Source organism: Pedobacter frigidisoli, assembly GCF_032678525.1.
Taxonomy (GTDB): domain Bacteria; phylum Bacteroidota; class Bacteroidia; order Sphingobacteriales; family Sphingobacteriaceae; genus Pedobacter; species Pedobacter frigidisoli_A.
Genome location: NZ_JAVTSE010000001.1, coordinates 36191 through 54576 on the forward strand (window position 1 = coordinate 36191; position 18386 = coordinate 54576).

General features: G+C 42.3%; 14 protein-coding genes. 11 read left to right on the plus strand and 3 right to left on the minus strand.

What is annotated here, in order from left to right; genetic code table 11:
- Positions 1-52 precede the first annotated feature (52 nt).
- Both R2Q80_RS00140 and R2Q80_RS00145 read right to left on the minus strand, forming a co-directional pair.
- Positions 53-196, minus strand: a complete 144-nt coding sequence (locus tag R2Q80_RS00140) for a hypothetical protein (RefSeq protein WP_316797639.1) — start codon at positions 194-196, stop codon at positions 53-55.
- Between the two features lie 139 nt (positions 197-335).
- On the minus strand, positions 336-920 hold the full coding sequence (locus R2Q80_RS00145) for an RNA polymerase sigma factor (protein ID WP_316797640.1): 585 nt from the start codon (positions 918-920) through the stop codon (positions 336-338).
- Positions 921-1182: 262 nt separating this feature from the next.
- Here R2Q80_RS00145 and uvrA point away from each other — a divergent pair, with 262 nt between their 5' ends.
- Both uvrA and R2Q80_RS00155 read left to right on the plus strand, forming a co-directional pair.
- Complete coding sequence (gene uvrA, locus R2Q80_RS00150; protein ID WP_316797641.1) at positions 1183-3987, plus strand: excinuclease ABC subunit UvrA; 2805 nt, start codon at positions 1183-1185, stop codon at positions 3985-3987.
- Positions 3988-4003: 16 nt separating this feature from the next.
- On the plus strand, positions 4004-4657 hold the full coding sequence (locus R2Q80_RS00155) for a LysE family transporter (protein ID WP_316797642.1): 654 nt from the start codon (positions 4004-4006) through the stop codon (positions 4655-4657).
- Between the two features lie 22 nt (positions 4658-4679).
- Here R2Q80_RS00155 and R2Q80_RS00160 read toward each other — a convergent pair whose 3' ends face one another.
- Positions 4680-5999, minus strand: coding sequence for a peptidoglycan DD-metalloendopeptidase family protein (locus R2Q80_RS00160; protein ID WP_316797643.1), 1320 nt, complete (start codon positions 5997-5999; stop codon positions 4680-4682).
- 195 nt (positions 6000-6194) lie between these two features.
- Between R2Q80_RS00160 and R2Q80_RS00165 the strand changes: the two genes are divergently transcribed.
- From R2Q80_RS00165 to R2Q80_RS00205, 9 genes are all read left to right on the plus strand, one after another.
- A complete protein-coding gene (locus R2Q80_RS00165) occupies positions 6195-6935 on the plus strand; it encodes a dienelactone hydrolase family protein (RefSeq protein ID WP_316797644.1) in 741 nt (246 codons plus the stop codon).
- A 407-nt stretch (positions 6936-7342) separates the two neighbouring features.
- Complete coding sequence (locus tag R2Q80_RS00170) at positions 7343-10618, plus strand: TonB-dependent receptor (protein ID WP_316797645.1); 3276 nt, start codon at positions 7343-7345, stop codon at positions 10616-10618.
- Positions 10619-10638: 20 nt separating this feature from the next.
- Positions 10639-12165, plus strand: coding sequence for a RagB/SusD family nutrient uptake outer membrane protein (locus R2Q80_RS00175; protein WP_316797646.1), 1527 nt, complete (start codon positions 10639-10641; stop codon positions 12163-12165).
- Positions 12166-12231: 66 nt separating this feature from the next.
- The gene (locus tag R2Q80_RS00180; protein WP_316797647.1) at positions 12232-13128 is read left to right on the plus strand and encodes a glycerophosphodiester phosphodiesterase family protein; all 897 of its coding nucleotides are present in this window, start codon (positions 12232-12234) and stop codon (positions 13126-13128) included.
- A 225-nt stretch (positions 13129-13353) separates the two neighbouring features.
- Positions 13354-14133 (plus strand): glycoside hydrolase family 16 protein, encoded by a 780-nt coding sequence (locus R2Q80_RS00185; protein WP_316797648.1) that lies wholly within the window; start codon positions 13354-13356, stop codon positions 14131-14133.
- Between the two features lie 52 nt (positions 14134-14185).
- On the plus strand, positions 14186-15385 hold the full coding sequence (locus R2Q80_RS00190) for a glycoside hydrolase family 88 protein (RefSeq protein WP_316797649.1): 1200 nt from the start codon (positions 14186-14188) through the stop codon (positions 15383-15385).
- Between the two features lie 120 nt (positions 15386-15505).
- On the plus strand, positions 15506-16345 hold the full coding sequence (gene kduI / locus R2Q80_RS00195) for a 5-dehydro-4-deoxy-D-glucuronate isomerase (RefSeq protein ID WP_316797650.1): 840 nt from the start codon (positions 15506-15508) through the stop codon (positions 16343-16345).
- Positions 16346-16410: 65 nt separating this feature from the next.
- The gene (locus tag R2Q80_RS00200) at positions 16411-17544 is read left to right on the plus strand and encodes a DUF4861 family protein (RefSeq protein ID WP_316797651.1); all 1134 of its coding nucleotides are present in this window, start codon (positions 16411-16413) and stop codon (positions 17542-17544) included.
- 23 nt (positions 17545-17567) lie between these two features.
- Positions 17568-18335 (plus strand): SDR family NAD(P)-dependent oxidoreductase, encoded by a 768-nt coding sequence (locus tag R2Q80_RS00205; RefSeq protein WP_316797652.1) that lies wholly within the window; start codon positions 17568-17570, stop codon positions 18333-18335.
- Positions 18336-18386: the final 51 nt, after the last annotated feature.

Sequence of the window (18386 nt, forward strand, 5' to 3'; positions counted from 1 at the left end):
ATAAAAAAAAGCTGCCCCGGTTTCAGGGCAGCTTGTAGCTCGTGTAAATTTCTTATTTGGATTTGCTGTAGGCTAAAATCTTGTTGATGGTTTCATCACTTGGATTTTTAGCCAGCCGATCTAACTTAGTTTTGATTTGATCATAAAATAAGTCGATTTCCGCATCAGATTCTATATCAGTTTTATGCTGAAACATAGGATGATTGGGTAAATTTACATTTGTGTTCGATGTAGAGGTTTTTGTCATAAGCACCTAAATGTGATAAGTTTTATAAACTTAACGATTGTTTAGATGCTTTATTTCAATCCCTTAAACAAAATATGTAACTTTTTCATTACCCTTTGTAGGTCATCTCTTTGGTCTTCAGCATTTTTCGAAGATTGCTTAATGCATAACGCATACGGCCCAAAGCGGTATTAATGCTCACTTCTGTTAAATCAGCTATTTCTTTGAAACTAAGGTCTGCATAATGACGCATTAAAAGCACCTCTTTCTGCTCATCCGGTAACAAATGGATCATGGCTTTCAAATCTTTATGTGTTTGATCGCGTAACATCCTTTCCTCCGCACTTTCATCATAAAAGTGTAGCATATTGAATACATCCATTCCATCAGAACTGGTGATAATTGGCGTCCTTTTTTCTTTTCTGAAATAATCGATAACCAGGTTGTGCGCAATACGCATTACCCAAGGTAAGAACTTGCCTTCCTCATTGTATCGTCCTGATCGCAGGGTATTAATGACTTTTATAAAGGCATCCTGAAAAATATCCTCTGCCAGATATTGGTCTTTTACCAATAGGTAGATAGAAGTATAAATTTTACTTTTATGTCTTCTTAAAAGTTCCTGCAATCCATTTTCGTTCCCGGTAATATACAATTTTACCAGGTCCTGATCGTTATATGATTGTAAATCCATAGGTTTACCTACACTAAATCCCGTACTATTTGCTAAAAATTAATTTGTAGATGTTTAATTTCTATAGCTTTTCTCCTATGCTTTTTTGATTCTTGTTAGTTTGGTTCTGAGCTTGTTAATATCCAAAGAAAGTTATTTTTTTATCAAAAAACAAAAAATAAAATGTTAAAAAATAAATTAACGACCTCAGTACCCTATTTTTGTATGTTTTTAAAACCCTACATTTATTAAATGGGTTATGTTTTAAAATCCTTTATTATTCATGAGCAAAAAAGAAGCCGAAAAAGATCCGCATAAAAATATTATTATAAAAGGTGCTCGTGTGCACAACCTTAAAAACATCGATGTCGCCATCCCCAAAAATAAACTGGTAGTGGTTACAGGAATGTCAGGTTCCGGGAAATCTTCTCTCGCTTTTGATACTTTGTATGCTGAAGGGCAGCGCCGCTACGTCGAAAGTTTGTCTTCTTACGCTCGTCAGTTTATGGGAAGGATGAACAAACCAGATGTAGATTATATCAAAGGTATTGCACCCGCCATTGCCATTGAGCAAAAAGTGATTACATCAAACCCGCGTTCAACCGTGGGTACGTCTACTGAAATATACGATTACCTGAAGCTTCTCTTTTCCCGCATCGGCAAAACCATCTCACCGGTTTCAGGTAAAGAGGTTAAAAAAGATTCGGTAAGCTCGGTAGTGGATTATGTAAACGCCCTGCCGGAAGGTACCACAGTAACGATTTTCTGCCCCTTATACCCACACAATAACCGGACAATAAAGGAAGAACTCGCTATTTTACTCCAAAAAGGCTTTTTAAGGGTTTTAATAGATAAGAAAATTTTAAAAATCGAATCTGTTTTAGAAGATGTTGATTTCAAAGATGCTGAACTTACAGATGATAAAACTGTTCAGATTCTGATCGACCGGATCGTAACCAATCAGGAAGAAGAAACCTTAAGCCGCCTGGCCGACTCGGTACAAACTGCTTTCTTTGAAGGAAAAGGGGATTGTTATGTAGAAGTAGAAGGCACTACCAAACACTTTAGCGACCGATTTGAACTCGACGGAATCAGGTTCGAAGAACCTACACCAAACTTCTTTTCATTCAATAATCCTTATGGAGCCTGTAAACGTTGCGAAGGATACGGAAATGTAATCGGTATTGATGAAGATCTTGTGATTCCAGATAAGAGCAAGAGCGTTTATGATAATGCCATCGCGCCATGGCGCGGTGAGAAAATGGGCGTTTGGCTGCAAAACTTCATTAAAGCTTCTGCGAAGTTCGATTTCCCTATTCACCGCCCTTATAGTCAGCTTACTGAAAAGGAGCAGCAGCTGCTGTGGACCGGAAACAAACACTTCTCAGGTTTGAATGATTTCTTTAAAGAACTCGAAGAACAAACTTATAAGATACAATACCGGGTGATGCTTTCGCGTTACCGCGGCAAAACGACTTGTCCTGAATGTAAAGGATCCCGCTTGCGTAAAGATGCGTCGTATGTTAAAATTGCCGAAAAGTCGATTATAGATGTGGTATTGATGCCTTTGTCGAAAGGCCTGGCTTTCTTCAATGAATTGAAGCTTAATGCTACAGATACTAAAGTGGCTAAACGTTTATTGGCAGAGATCGACAACCGCTTCCTTTATCTGAATAATGTTGGCCTTGGTTATCTAACGCTGAACAGGTTATCTAATACCCTGTCAGGAGGCGAATCCCAAAGAATTAACCTGGCCACTTCCCTGGGCAGTAGTCTGGTGGGTTCCATCTATGTCCTGGATGAACCAAGCATCGGCTTACACCCCCGCGATACCAATAAACTGATAGAAGTACTGTTATCCCTACGTAATGTGGGTAACACCGTACTGGTTGTAGAGCACGAAGAGGAAATGATGCGCGCTGCAGATTACATCATCGATATCGGCCCTGAAGCCGGTACCCATGGCGGTAATCTGGTATTCAGTGGCGACTATGAATCCATCCTGAAAGATAAAAACAGCTTAACCGGCCGGTACCTGTCGGGCGCAGAGAAAATTGCAATCCCTGCACAGCGACGGAAATGGAAAGATCATGTCCTGATCAAAGGGGCACGGGAAAATAACCTGAAAAATATTGATGTCAAATTCCCGTTGGGTGTATTTACAGCGGTAAGCGGGGTTTCGGGTTCCGGAAAAACCAGTCTGGTTAAAAAAATATTATACCCTGCACTGCAAAAAGCCATCGGTAATTATGCCGGTGAACAAACGGGAGCCTATGATGGAATATTCGGTAATTATGAACTGGTGAGTGCCGTGGAGCTTGTCGATCAGAATCCAATTGGCCGTTCCAGCCGCTCCAACCCGGTAACTTACGTGAAAGCATGGGATGATATCCGTTCATTATTCTCAGGACTGGCGGCAGCTAAAGCAGCGGGACTAAAGCCGGCAGCATTCTCTTTTAACGTAGAGGGCGGACGTTGCGACGTTTGCCAGGGTGAAGGCGAAGTGAAAATCGAAATGCAGTTTATGGCCGATATTTATCTGCCTTGTGAGGCTTGCGGCGGAAAACGCTTCAAGCAGCAGGTACTGGATGTGGTATATAAAGAGAAAAATGTATCCGAAATTCTGGATATGACCATTGATGAGGCCGTTGAGTTTTTTAAAGATGAGCCAAAAATCCTTAATAAACTGAATCCGCTTGTAGATGTTGGTTTAGGCTATGTACATCTTGGGCAGTCGTCCAATACCTTATCAGGTGGAGAGGCACAGCGAATCAAACTTGCATCCTTTCTGATTAAAGGGAACAATGCCAATAAAACGATGTTCATTTTTGATGAGCCAACTACCGGACTTCACTTTCACGACATCAAAAAGCTGTTAAAAGCACTCAACACCTTGATTGAGCAAGGCAATACCATTTTGGTAATTGAGCATAACATGGATATGATTAAGTGTGCGGATTGGGTGATCGATATAGGTCCCGAAGGTGGCGATGGGGGAGGTGAACTGGTATTCGAAGGAATACCTGAAGATCTCGTTAAGCAGAAAAATTCCTATACCGGTAAATACCTGGCAAGCCATTTAAAATAAATACCTAATTTCGTCCATGCTATTTTTAACGTTTATTATAGGTATTCTTCTCAACGCCATGGGCTATATTCCGCCCGGTAATATCAATCTTACCGTGGCGCAGCTGGCCATTAACAAAGGGATGCGACAGGTATGGTATTTCATACTGTCATTCTCCTGCGTGGAGGTTTTTTTTACCTTCGGGATGATGCGTTTCGCCCGGTGGGCCATGAGTGATATCAATCCCGATGCCGCAGTAAGCGAAGTCCGGCTTGGCACTTTGGTCGATTGCTTCATGATTCTGATGTTCATTACCATGGGTACCATCACTTGGGTAAACCGTAAAAAAGTCCCTAAAACAAGTAATACTGAAGAAGATAAACGCAGCGGCAGCGTGCTTTATGGTTTAATCCTCGGTGTGCTCAACCCGGTGCAAATTCCTTTCTGGCTATTCTTCGGCAACTATGTCATTCTGCACGAATGGATCGAAACGGATTACCTCTCCCTGGTGATTTTTGCTGTCGGGTCGGGATTCGGTTCGGCACTGGCATTGTATGTTTATGCACATTTTGCTACTTTCATTCAGGAAAAGTTTGCCTTGAGCAGCCTGATCATCAATAAGTCCATCGCCATATTTCTTTATGTGCTTGCTGCATATTTATTGGTGAAACAAGCGATAGTGATATTTTAAGACTTAAAAGCATTCGGACTCATTACTTCACAATCCAGCCAACCTCATTTTTCTCGTTACTCACCAGCTGATAATTGTTGAAGTTGCCCAATAAACTAACCATTTCCCCTGTTTTTAAATGTAGTTTAACAGGGGCCAGGGTATCAGGCTCGTTATAAACCTGCTGTTGTTGCGCATTGATCTTTATTTTTTGTAAAGGTTTATTGGCTTGTACCAGTTCACCACCTGAAATAAATCCGCTGCTGCCATCAGGCAGCTCTGCCCTGTAATAGTTGCCCGTAGCGCCGTTAATACGAAGAACCGTTGCCGGCGAAAGGTTCGATGCAACCGCTAATTTACTTTGTGGTGTGCTCAGCAAACTGGTTCTTCCTATAGTACGCAATGTCCTGTTCAGGTTCGTCAATAATGCCGTGATAGGAGCGGGTGTCTTCGTAACCGGATCAATGAATGGAAGCGGGTTGATTGCCCCGCCGGAAGTATAAATCCCGAAGTGCAGATGCGTCGGTGTATTTTTAGCATTTCCGGTATTGCCCATTAAACCGAGCGTATCACCAGTTTTAACATCTTGTCCTTCAGTAGCAATCTGCTGGTCGAGATGCGCATAATAAAGCGTGTAATCCCGGCCTTTTGGTCTTAGCCACACCACCTTACCCCCCAAATTGTTTTCGTTTACCCGGGTTACCGTACCATCGGCAATGGCTACTACAGGGCTTCTAAAAGTTCCAAAAATGTCTACACCCTCATGTTTGCGGGCATTATTGTCGCGCCCATCACCCCAATAACTTCCAATGCTTTTACCACTTTTCGATTGTGTTGGAAAGGCGAGCGATGGACCAGTGGTAATCTCCAGAGTATATTCCACACTCTGTAAAAGTTCAGGCTGCAAACGGATCAGGTAAGTTCCGGTATCATTTATTTCCTGTTGTAGCTGTCGGTTTAAGGTGTCGGCAGAAGCAATAAGTTTAGGATTGTTTACCTCAGAAAGGTACCATAAGTCCAGGTATAGTGCAGTTTCTGCAGGTTTCTTTGCTAAAGCGATCGTCAGCTTTTGCCCTTTGGTAGCCGTGAATCTATAAGTAACCGCCTGCACCTTATCTGCGCCAAAAAATCCGGTCTCCCGGTAAGGTAAACTAATCGTCAACGCCTTTTGTAAACTTAATAATGATGAATTAATCCACGCCGCGCCCATGGCAGTTTTGTCGAGTCCGGCTGTTTCCAGTTTCCGACGGTATTGTTCGTGAGGATTGACCGCTTTGAACAAATTAACAGAGCCCGATTTACAGGAGTAAACAGCCATAATAACAAGCGTAGCCAATATAAAAGGGAGATGTCGCTTCCACATAAAATGATAATTTATTTAAATAACAAGCCCCTGTGTTGATAGTTTTACCCCGCCAGTGATATTACCGGCTTGTTTTACACCATGCAGATTTAAATTTTTCAAGCCTCAACAAACCTATCAGGTAATTTCCTGTTTTGATTGATGGCACAACCATTCCAGAATCGTATTTTAGAAACCTATAAATCAATAAAGAAAATGAAGAAATTAATGTTAATAGCAGCGATGTTAGTCAGTGGCTTAGCAAATGCACAACAATTGAAGGCAGTTAGCTATGCCGACGGAGATCAGAAGTTAAATGGCCTGGTAACCCCAAATGCTGGCAAAAAACTTCCCGGTGTATTGGTATTACCGGCATGGAAAGGAATTGATGAGGAAGCCAAAACTGCTGCGCTCGATCTGCAAAAGCAAGGATACATAGCTTTTGTTGCCGACATTTATGGCGAAGGCAATATTCCTGCTGATAATGCGGCTGCAGCTAAACTATCTGGAAAGTACAAACAGGATTATCAGGCTTACCAGAAACGGATTAGTCTGGCGCTGGAGCAACTAAAGAAAGCCGGAGCACTTCCAGATAAAATCGCCGTAATCGGCTATTGTTTCGGTGGTGCCGGTGCACTGGAAACTGCCCGTACAGGTTTGCCCGTTGTAGGCGTCATCTCCATTCACGGTAGTTTAGGTAAAGCTGCTGACAGACCTAATGGGCCGTTAAAAGCCAAAATATTAGTCGAAAATCCGGCTGATGATGCAAGCGTAACTCCCGAAATAATGACGAAACTCATTGCTGAAATGAATGAAGGAAATGCCGACTGGCAAATCATTACCTACGCTCACAGTAAACATACCTTCACAGATCCTAAATCTGCTGATTATAACGAAATTATGGCGAAAAGGGCCTGGAAGCACACCGCCGCATTCCTGGCCGAATTGCTGAAATAATTCCGGCTTTACACCTTAATAAATCCCGCAAATCCTTGCCAATGCTGAAGAAATTTAGTAATATGGTCTGGCCTTGCGGGATTTTTGCATCTCATCCATCCCATCCGCCTTTACCCCACCTTTTCGCCACGTTTAACCTACCTCCGCCCCGCGGATACCTTAACTGCTGTTTATACCACCTGGCCACAAAACTGTTAATCTACCCTTAACATTGCTGCCTTCTTGTTATTGTAGTGTTAACCTGCCGGCAATGTTTTCTTAAAACAGCAAGCCTAGTTTTGCCCACGTAAAAAGCTCTCCCAAACAAATATTTAATTAAAACATTTGCCTATGTAAATTTGAAAATGTACGCCTTTCAATAACATAAACGAATTTCTATTTCTCAAACAATTACTTAAATCAAAAAGATGATTTCATTTTTTTCAGTAACAGGTATCAAAACTACCTGTAGGAAATTGCTATTGCCACTCGGGGTATTCGCCCTTTGCAATACTCCGGTCCTGGCAGCCAGTAATGCTAAATTATTTCCGTCTATTAAACTCAATAATCATTTAGCTGCTATCAGCGGAACGGTAACCGATGAGAAGGGACAGCCCCTTCCTGGTGTGAGTGTTTATGATAAACAAACCAAAAAAACAACCACTACAGATGCTAATGGTAAATTTACCATCGATGCAACAAATGGCGCCACCCTAACATTTTCGTATATCGGCTTCGAAACCCAAGAACTTTTGGTTGGAACTAGTAAAACGATTAATGTACAATTAAAAGAAAGCAGTAATACGCTGAATGAAGTCGTTGCCATCGGGTATCAGAAAATCCGGAAATCGGATGTTACCGGTGCAATCAGCAGCGTTAAAGCCAGCGAAATGAACCTTAGTGCACCAACAGTTGGTCAGGCACTCGTGGGTAAAGTAGCGGGCGTACAGGTGTCGCAAACCACAGGCGCACCTTATGCTGGTACAAAAATACGGGTAAGAGGCGTCGGTTCAATCAATGCCAGCTCCGATCCTTTATATGTAATTGATGGTTATCCATCAGGAAATAACGTTTTCATCAATCCTGAAGATATTGAAACCATCGACATTTTGAAAGATGCAGCATCTGCGGCTATTTACGGTTCAAGAGCATCGGGCGGTGTAGTGATCATTACCACTAAACGGGGAAAGGAAGGTAAAGGCCGTTTTGAATATGATGTGCAGGCTGGAATCACTCAACTAGCAAAGAAAGTAAAACTATTAAATGCGGAACAGTTCATTCAGTTGATGATTGATGGTCGTAACAATGCCTACAAGGATTTAGTTGTGAACGCCGGAAAAACCTGGAACGATGGAATGTTTTCGGATAGCAATTCAGCCCGTACAGCAAATGTGGGGAACAGCTCGTCTGTGAGTATTCCAACAGATATCTATAACTTCGCAACGCAAACACCCATTGCTCCGAAATACGATACTGATTGGCAGGATGTACTTTACAGAGATGCCTTCTTTCAACGTCATAACCTCTCTTTTTCAGGCGGTAATAAGGATATTAAATATTATGTAAGTGGCGGTTATCAGGATCAGGATGGTATTGTAACCAATACCGCAATGCGTTCCTTAAACTTCCGTTCTAACATAGAAGGTCAGGTAAGCAAACGCCTTAAGGTAGGGGCAAACATTGCCTTAACCCAAACGAATAATAAAGAAGTTGGTGAAGGCCGTTTCAGTCCGATGATGTCTGCGTTACTTTACCTTCCCTATTTGCCGGCAACGGATGCAAATGGTAACCCCATCAAATATGGCATGGCTGCTTTAGGCGATCAGTATGGCTATCAGGGTTTAGAAAATCCGCTTGCTACGGTTAATGAAATGAAAATTAATCGTCTGGGAAACCGCAACAACTACAATGCATATGCTACCTATGAAATCCTGAATGGCCTAAACTTTAAAGCTAATTTAGGTACGCAGAATTATAGTGAAAAATATGATTACTATCGCCCGGGTAGTTTAAGCAATGGTAGTGGAAATGCACCTTATTCAGCTTCTTCAATTGCAGCGTCTAATTCGATTGCCCAAAACCTGACAAGAATAGATAAGCTGGCAGAGTTTACATTAAATTATGATAAAAAATTTGGTAAACATAACCTGAACGTGTTGGGAGGCTATTCGGCCCAGCATACTGCAACTGATGTAGTACGCATCAGTGCTACCGGTTTTACCAGCGATAAAATCGGCGAGATTACAGACAAGCCGGCAGATGCCAATTTATTTACTTTAGGATCTGCAACCGGAAAAACAGTGACTACGCTTCTTTCCTATTTTGGTCGGTTTAGCTACAATTACGATGGTAAATATTTCTTAACCGGATCATTCCGTACAGATGGTTCTTCACGTTTTGGCCCTAATAATAAGTGGGGGTCTTTCCCATCAGTTGCCGCAAGCTGGAACCTGTCTCAGGAAGAGTGGTATAATGATTTCTTAGGTAGAGGTTCATCGGTTAAATTGAGAGCAAGCTGGGGGTTGAGTGGCAATAACAATATCGGCGATTACAACCATACCCAAACCATGAACTCTCCCGGAGGATCTGTTTTCGGAGCAGGAACAGCTGTATCAACAGCCATGTGGGCTGGAGGAATTAAAGATCAGAATCTGGGATGGGAATCAACATCACAATATAACTTTGGTACTGATCTAAGCTTCTTGAACGGACGTTTGTCGGTAATGGCCAACTACTATTACAGTTTATCGTATAACCTCTTATTTAATCAACCTATCTCAGCAGTTTCAGGTTCTTCAACAATCTTAACAAATCTTAAAGACAGTAGGGTCAGGAATAAAGGTTTTGATCTTCAGTTGGATGGCCGCATTATTAACAACGATAACTTCACTTTGGGTTTGAGTGGTAATATTTCGCTGAATAAGAATAAAGTACTTAATCTGGGTGGAAACAGTACCATATTTACAAACGGTGCCGAACGTTCTTACATTACACACGTAACGATGGAAGGCCAGCCCGTTGGTATGTTTTATGGTTATCAGGTAGCGGGTAGAGTAACCCCGGAATTATTAGGTAAGGTGGCCCGATCCTCAGCACAATCTAATCCATATAAAGTTGGCGATTTATACTTTGAAGATACCAATGGAGATGGCATAGTTAACGATGCTGATAAAAAGATCATTGGAAGTCCTTATCCCGACTTTACCTATGGCTTCGCAGTAAATGCAAGTTATAGAGCAATAGATTTTAGAGCGTCATTTAATGGTTCTCAAGGAAACAGCGTATTGGATGGGCAGGATTACTACCTGTACAACTTTGAGGGATCAGGAAATCAATATGTAGAAGTGGCTGATCGTTACAGAAATGAAGCTAACCCTGGAAGTGGCTTAAATTACCGGGCATCCCGCGCCGGAACGCAGAGCAACAGTACCCGTCTATCATCCTTCTACATTCAGGATGGTTCTTATCTAAGATGTACAAATATGACCCTAGGCTATAATTTTCCTAAGGCCGTAGCCAAAAATCTCCATGTCGAGAATATCAGGATATTCGGTAGCGTAGATAACGCATTTACCATCACTAATTATAAAGGTTATAATCCTGATGTAGATTATAATGGCGGTGCTAACTTAACTCCAGGGGTAGATTATGGAAACTATCCTTTAGCACGCGCTTATAACCTCGGAATAAAATTAACCTTCTAATGATTATTAATTCAAATAAAATGAGAAAAAATATATTGATAGTTTTTATAGGATTGATATCGTTGTCGGCCTGTAAAAAAGATTTTCTGGAACAGGAAAATCCAAATGCATCAAATATTGCACAATACTATACTTCGCAAAACGACGTACTACTTGCGGTGAATGGTGCTTACGCATCGTTGAGAAGTGGAGATAATATTGGTGAAAACAGTGGCTTGTATACCGATCAGCGTTCTGATGATACAGGTACAAATGATAATCAGAGTAATGCAGGCGAGCCATTTCAGTTTGGAGACTTTAGTATTTCACCTAGTAATGCTTACTTGAAAAATCACTGGGGAAGTCTTTATCAAACAATCAGCAGGTGCAACATCATCACATCGAATATTGATAATGTTCCATTTACAAATCCGGAAATTAAAATCCAGTATTTGGGAGAAACCAAATTCCTCCGTGCATTGATGTATTTCCAGTTGGTTAGAAAATGGGGCGACGTTCCATTGGTTACCAAACAACTAAACTCAACAGCAGAGGTAACCGAAAATACTTACAGGCAACCACAAACAGCAGTTTATGCGCAGATTGTATCTGACCTGAAGGATGCATTGACAAGTACTTTAATTCCAAACCTAGCCACAGGAGCAAATGCCGGAAGAGTCTCTAAAGCGGCTATAAATGGTTTATTAGGTCAGGTGTATTTGACCATGGCAACCACATTGGATGCGGGTAAAACAGAAAATCTTGCTAACGCTAATACTTACTTAACGGCAGCTTACAATTTAAAACCCTTTGCTTCATTAACAGCAGTGCCTTACGCAGATGTTTTCGACGTAACAAAGAAAAATAGTAACCCCGAAATTATCTTTGAAATTGTAAATATTCAGGGTAATGCCAGTTATGCTTCCAGCATTGCTGCAAATAATCAGGCATGGGGCGAAACGATCAACTCCAAAAAGGCAGCTACAAACGTGGGTGGTAACGTTACGCCCGATTTAGTGCTGGATTATGAAACTCGTGATCCACGTAAAGATTTTTCAATCAAGTATGCTGCAGATACGCGTGTATTAGACTGGTTTGTAACCAAGTACCGCGATGTTAGTGATAATGCAGGCGTAAACGGCTACGGCGGTAACAACTGCCCAATCATGCGCTACGCAGATATCATCTTGATGCTGGCAGAAGTAAATATGTTACAAGGCAACGATGCCGCGGCCATTAATTACCTGGATATGGTGAGGGCAAGGGCAGGTGTTCCATTATATGCTGTAGCACGCACAAACGCTACTTACAATGCTAAATATCCAACTTTAAAACTGGCTATTTTACACGAGCGTCGTGTAGAGTTAGCATTCGAACACCACAGGTGGTTCGACTTGCTGCGTTTCTTCACCACAGCTGAACTGGTAACATTTTTCAAAGCTAAATCACAAGCCAACTTTGGGAATGCCAGACTCAGCAACTTTACCACAAAAGACAGGTATTTCCCAATCCCTTTTGATGAGTATAAACTGAATCCGGAAAAAATGTACCAGAACCCCGGCTACTAGAAATATTAATAAATGGCAAACCCCCGGGCGATTGAGCAATCAATCGCCCTTTTTAGATTTTTAAAGATGAAATACAAAATCCTGATTGCATCAGCGCTGGTTTTAAATGCCCTGAATACTTTCGCCCAGCAACCTGCAGCTAAACTGACTTCCCTTTTTAATTTAAACCATAAAAACATACTCGTTGCTGCACACCGCGGAGATTGGCGCAATGCACCCGAGAACTCCCTTAATGCACTTCTAAATTGTATTGATAAAGGTTTTGATATGATGGAGCTGGACGTGAAAATGACTAAAGACAGCGTATTGGTGGTCATGCACGACCAAACCATCGACCGCACTACCAATGCAAAAGGCAAAGTGAGCGACTATACTTTCAATGAAATAAGCAAATTCAGACTTAAAAACGGTCTTGGCAGGGTAACGTCAAACCCCATTCCCACATTTAAAGAAATGATGCTTGCCGCAAAAGGTAAAATACTCATCAATGTAGACAAAGGCAACGACCACCTCACTGAAGTATTCAAAGTATTAAATGAAACCGGAACCTTAAATCAGGCCATCGTAAATGTTGGAGATAACATCAGCTACAGTAAATTGATTTCGACAGAAAAGGTCCCTGCAGATGCCGCGCTGATGGTCGTAGTCAACATGGCCGGCCCCGATGCCATTGAATTAATCAAAAGCTACAAAGCTTTTCCAAAAAGTGTTATCCAGCCCATTTTTAACACCGATACTTTATCTACTTTAAAATCACTTCCTGCTATTGCAAAAAGTCAGGTCATATGGCTCAATAGCTTGTGGCCTTCACTTAACGGCGGGCACGACGATGATCGCGCCGTTGAACAAAAAGATACAAAAGGGAGCTGGGCCTGGTTACTGGAACTTAAGCCTCTGGTGATCCAAAGCGATCGCCCGGCAGATCTGATATCGTATTTGAAAGCAAATCATGCACACCAATAAAAAAATCAAATTACCGCTCCAAACCGCGTTTTTGTGTGCTATTTGTTACAATGTTTAGGAATTTCACCCTAATTGTTTAGGATAATCACCCAAGGAAAGCAAGTTTAACAAATATGTTTGTATCGCTTTAAGGTAACATAAAGCATATGAAATAATTGTTTGTTTAATAATTTACTGGCTGCACCTACGCTGTTTAACAGGTGTAGCCGGTTTTTTCCTTCATCTATGAAAATTGTACTTGCTGCATTATTATCGTTTCTATGTGTAACGGGCTTTGCCCAAAGTAACGGACCTAAAAGAAAACTAATCTGGTTCGATGAGTTTAATTATACCGGTTTACCTGATCAACGTAAATGGGATTATGAAACCGGATTCGCCCGCAATAAAGAACCGCAATACTACACGCGAGAGCGTCTCGAAAATGCCAGGGTAGCAGATGGAAAACTGATAATCCAGGCCATCAAAGAATCTTACAAAGGCGCAAACTATACCTCCGCGAGCCTAATTACCCTGGGAAAAAAACATTTTCGTTATGGCAGGGTAGAAGTGAGGGCTAAAGTCACCAAAGGCATTGGCGCCTGGCCCGCCATATGGATGCTCGGCGTAAACCGCCAGGAAGTCAAATGGCCTTTCTGTGGTGAAATTGATATCCTCGAGTATGTAGGGAAGGATTCAACTCAGGTTTATGGAACCACACATTATACGGATAAAGATGATGTATACCATTATCAGACTGAAAAGCCTGTTGTGGGTAAACCATGGGAAGATTACCATGTATATACCATCAATTGGGACAAAAAGAAGATCGAGTTCTACTATGATGACAAATGTTACTTCACCTACGACCTGAGTAAAGCAGATCATGAAGATTATAACCCTTTCAGAAGGAAATTCTATCTCCTGCTCAATATGGCACTGGGGCGGGAAGGCACGCTCGGCGGCCGGCTCGACGATCGTATTTTACCGTTAACTTATGAAGTGGATTATGTGCGTGTGTACAAGTAAAATCATCAGCATCATCAATCTCTCCCTCAACTTAAAACCCTAACAAACCAATATGATTAACAAAAGTCTGATCTTTAGCCTCCTGCTTTTCTCAGGTGTAAGCACTTCCGCACAAAAAACAGCTATAAAGCCAATGGCACAGCTGATCGATGAAGAATTCAAGTTTGCCTCCAGCCAGTACAAAGTCCTTGCACATAACATTACACCGGGTAAAACACCCCAAAGTTATCAGGATGGTAAAGCAGTAAACAAAGAAATTACCTGGTGGTGCAGCGGGTTCTATTCGGGAAGTTTATGGTATATCTATGAGCAAACCAAAGACATTGCCATAAAAAAACAGGCCGAAGAGGCCTTGAAACTGATCGAACCCAATCAAACCTATACGGGCAACCACGACCTGGGTTTCATGATGTACTGTAGTTTTGGAAATGCTTACCGCATCACGGGCAAACCTGAATATAAAGCAATCATTAACCGGTCGGCAGAATCGCTGGCCAGCCGTTACCATGAGCCGGTAAAAGCCATTCAATCATGGAATAAAAGCAAGTATTGGGAATATCCGGTCATCATCGATAACATGATGAACCTCGAAATGATGAACTGGGTATCCGATCAGGGTGGAGATCCAAAGTATAAGGCTATCTCTATCAACCATGCGAATACCACACTGAAGAATCACTTTCGCCCTGATTTCAGCTCCTACCACGTCATCGATTATAATCCGGAAACGGGAACGGTAAGGCGGAAAGCAACATGGCAGGGCGCAGCCGATTGCTCGGCCTGGGCACGCGGACAAGGATGGGCACTTTATGGCTACACCATGATGTACCGTTTCACTAAAAACGAGGCTTATCTGGCGCAGGCACGGGGAATAGCAAAATTTATACTGAATCACCCCAATCTGCCGGCAGATAAAATACCCTTCTGGGACTTTGATGCACAGGGAATTCCATATGCCAAACGTGATGCTTCTGCAGGTGCTTTGATTGCTTCAGCACTCCTCGAACTGGCTCAATACACGCAGGAAGAGGAAACGAAAACTTACAAGGCTGCAGCCGAAACCATGATCTATTCCTTATCAACCGATGCCTACCGGGCAAAGCCGGGAACTAACGGTGGTTTTCTGCTTATGCACAGCACAGGCGCCTACCCGCTCAATAGCGAAATTGATGTACCGCTCATCTATGCCGATTATTACTACCTGGAAGCACTGGCCCGTTATAAAAAATGGTATCTGGGAAATCAGAAGTAAACTTAAACGTTGGTTATACGTTAATTTTCAATAATTTCGGTATTCATTCAAATAATAAGCATGGTATAAATATATTTGCTACCGGAACTTATTGTTTCACCTTATCTCAAATTTTAACCAATGAATAAATTCGAAAGCCGTTACGCTCAAAGCCCTAAAGAAGTAAAACAAATGGATACCGCTGCTTTGCGGGAAAACTTCCTGATTGAAAATGTTTTTGAGGCTGATCAGGTAAACTTAACATTATCTCACTTCGACAGGTATATCGTAGGTGGTGCAATGCCGGTTGGTCAAACTCTTGAACTACCTAATCCTGATGATCTGAATGCCACTTATTTTCTGGAACGCAGGGAACTGGGCATCATCAATGTGGGTGGTAAAGCCATCGTAACTGCTGATGCTGAAACATTCGAACTGGAGTATAAAGAAGCTTTATACATAGGGAAAGGTACACAATCTGTAACATTTGCTTCAGCAGATGCTGCACAGCCTGCAAAATTATACATCAATTCGGCACCTGCACACCATACCTACCCAACAAAAAAAGTGAGCAAGGCAGATGCAGAGATTGTTGAACTGGGTACACCTGAAACCGCAAACCACCGCGTCATCAATAAGCTTTTGGTGAATAGCGTATTGCCTACCTGCCAGTTGCAGATGGGAATGACCGAACTAAAATCAGGCAGTGTATGGAACACCATGCCGGCCCATACACACGACCGCAGAATGGAAGCCTATTTCTATTTCGAAGTGCCTCAGGGACAAAGCGTATGTCACTTTATGGGGCAGCCTCAGGAAACACGCCACATCTGGATGCAGAACGATCAGGCCGTTATTTCTCCAAACTGGTCAATACACTCCGGTGCAGGAACCAGTAACTATACCTTTATCTGGGGCATGGCAGGTGAAAACCTCGACTATGGCGACATGGACCACTGTGCCATTACCGAATTAAAATAAGTTATTCATAATAAGCCTGGGTTCTATCCCGGGCTTATTGTTTGTTTACCTCAATCCTATTCACAATGAAAAAATTCTTTCACTGTATTGTATTGCTTTTACTATTTTCCTGCTATGCATTTGCACAGCAGAAATACCCAACCATCACCGTTAAAAATAATTCCTCAATCAACAGAACCGATGCAGTGGTGTCTATTCCCTGGGCACAGGTTTTAAAAGCAGACCCTAAAATTGATACCGCAAAGTTTCTGGTAATGAATAAAAATACAGAAACTGAAATTCCGCATCAGCTCGAATACAAAGGCGAAAAAACAGTACAAAACCTCTTGTTGCAGGTTTCTGTAAAAGCGCAGGAAAGCCTGGTGCTACTTATCTTTGCATCTAAAGCCAAACCGGTTCCAGCAAAAACCTTTGCCCGCTATGTGCCCGAACGTAAAGATGATTTTGCATGGGAAAACGACCGTATCGCTTTCAGGATGTATGGCAAGGCTTTAGAGAAAACATCAGAAGATGCCTATGGCATCGATGTATGGGTGAAAAGCACAGATAAACTGGTGGTGAACGACCGCTATAAAAAGAACGATTATCATAAAGATCATGGCGATGGTTTGGATTATTATAGCGTTGGCTTTACACTCGGTGCCGGAAGTATGGCGCCATACCTGAATAACAAAGTTTACTATTCGGGTAATTACCGCAGTTCCAAAGTGCTGGATAATGGTCCCTTGCGCTCCACTTTTCAGCTTAGTTACGATGAATGGGATGTTGCCGGGAGGAAGGTAAAGGTAACCAAAACGATATCGATCGATGCAGGCTCACAATTAAACAAAATCGAAAATGTATACACCTGGTCAGGCAGCGGCAGTTTGCCTGTTGCCATCGGTCTGGCAACCAGAGGCGAAAAAAATATGAAGGCGCTGCAGGACCGAAGTGGTGTATTCGGATATTGGGAACCGGTACACGGAGCGGATGGGATAACCGGCGTAGGTGCTGTAAGTGGGAAATCATTCACGACCACCCTGGCAGACCCAAAACAACTCTTAGCCATAACTGAAGTTAAAAATAACATCCCTTATGTTTACTATGCCGGTGCAGCATGGAATAAGGGTGGTCGAATTGCTGATGAAACCGCGTGGTTTAAATACTTAAAAGAATTTCAGCAACAATTAAAAACACCATTAAAAATAACCGTCAAATAAACTATCATACAAATTAAGATCTTATGTCACAAAATATATTCAATCTAAGTGGTAAAACTGCGCTCGTTACCGGTTGCAAAAGGGGAATTGGTAAAGCAATGGCGCTGGCCCTTGCCGAAGCCGGTGCCGACATTATCGGGGTTTCTGCCAATCTTGAACTGCAGGGAAGCGCAATAGAACAGGAAGTGATCTCCCTGGGAAGGAAGTTTTATGCTTATCAATGTAATTTCAGCGATCGTGAGTCTACCCTTAAATTTACCGCACAAGTAAAGGCCGATCATCCGGTAATTGATATCCTGGTTAATAATGCCGGAACAATTTTGCGTAAACCAATTGCCGAACACCCTGATGAAATGTGGGATGAAGTGATTGCCGTTAATCAGACTGCACCATTTATTCTAACCAGAGAGATCGGGCGCGATATGGTAAACAGGGGAAGCGGAAAGGTTATTTTTACCGCCTCACTTTTATCGTTTCAGGGTGGTATTACCGTTCCGGGCTATGCTGCCAGTAAAGGCGCTATTGCATCATTAACCAAAGCGTTTGCCAATGAATGGGCAGCTAAAGGGGTTAATGTAAATGCAATCGCTCCGGGTTACATTGCTACTGATAACACCTCTGCTTTAAGGGAAGATCAGGATAGAAGCACATCGATACTGGCACGTATACCCGCCGGAAGATGGGGAACTCCGGAGGATTTCAAAGGTCCAACCTTATTCCTTGCCTCTGGTGCAAGCGACTATGTTCACGGTACGATCCTAACGGTCGACGGTGGCTGGATGGGAAGATAGTCTCTGAAAAAAAAGTCCGGAGTCTGGTCATCAAACCTGAACTCCGGACTT